The 289-nt window shown below is 68.2% G+C and carries 1 pseudogene; it reads left to right on the top strand.

Annotated features, from left to right (window positions below):
- Positions 1-289, top strand: a pseudogene (locus tag NE591_RS15425) (hypothetical protein); the annotation flags it as partial.

The following is a 289-nucleotide window of genomic DNA, read 5'->3' as shown; positions in this document are numbered from 1 at the left end:
GCCGCTTCGCCGATGGGGAGGCGGCCGCATCGGCCCTCGTCGACGGCGTGGTGTTGGGGGTGTTCTCCGTCGACGAGGACGGCGAGCCGGTGCTGTCCCTGGCGCCGGGGCTGCAGATCGGCCAGACGACAGATATGGATGCTATCGATCGCAGCATCCTGGAATCGGTGGTGGGCACCTACGTGCGCGACGCCGACCTGATGACATACATCGCCCGCGAGAACCCCGGGGCCTTCGCCGATCCGGGCCGTCTGGAGGCGCTGTTCTCGAGCGTCGATGCGACTGAGGA

Origin of the sequence: Adlercreutzia sp. DFI.6.23, from assembly GCF_024462535.1 — a bacterium.
GTDB classification, from domain to species: Bacteria; Actinomycetota; Coriobacteriia; order Coriobacteriales; family Eggerthellaceae; genus Adlercreutzia; species Adlercreutzia rubneri.
The sequence above is the reverse complement of the archived record's forward strand: the minus strand, read 5'-3'. Positions and strand labels throughout refer to the sequence as shown.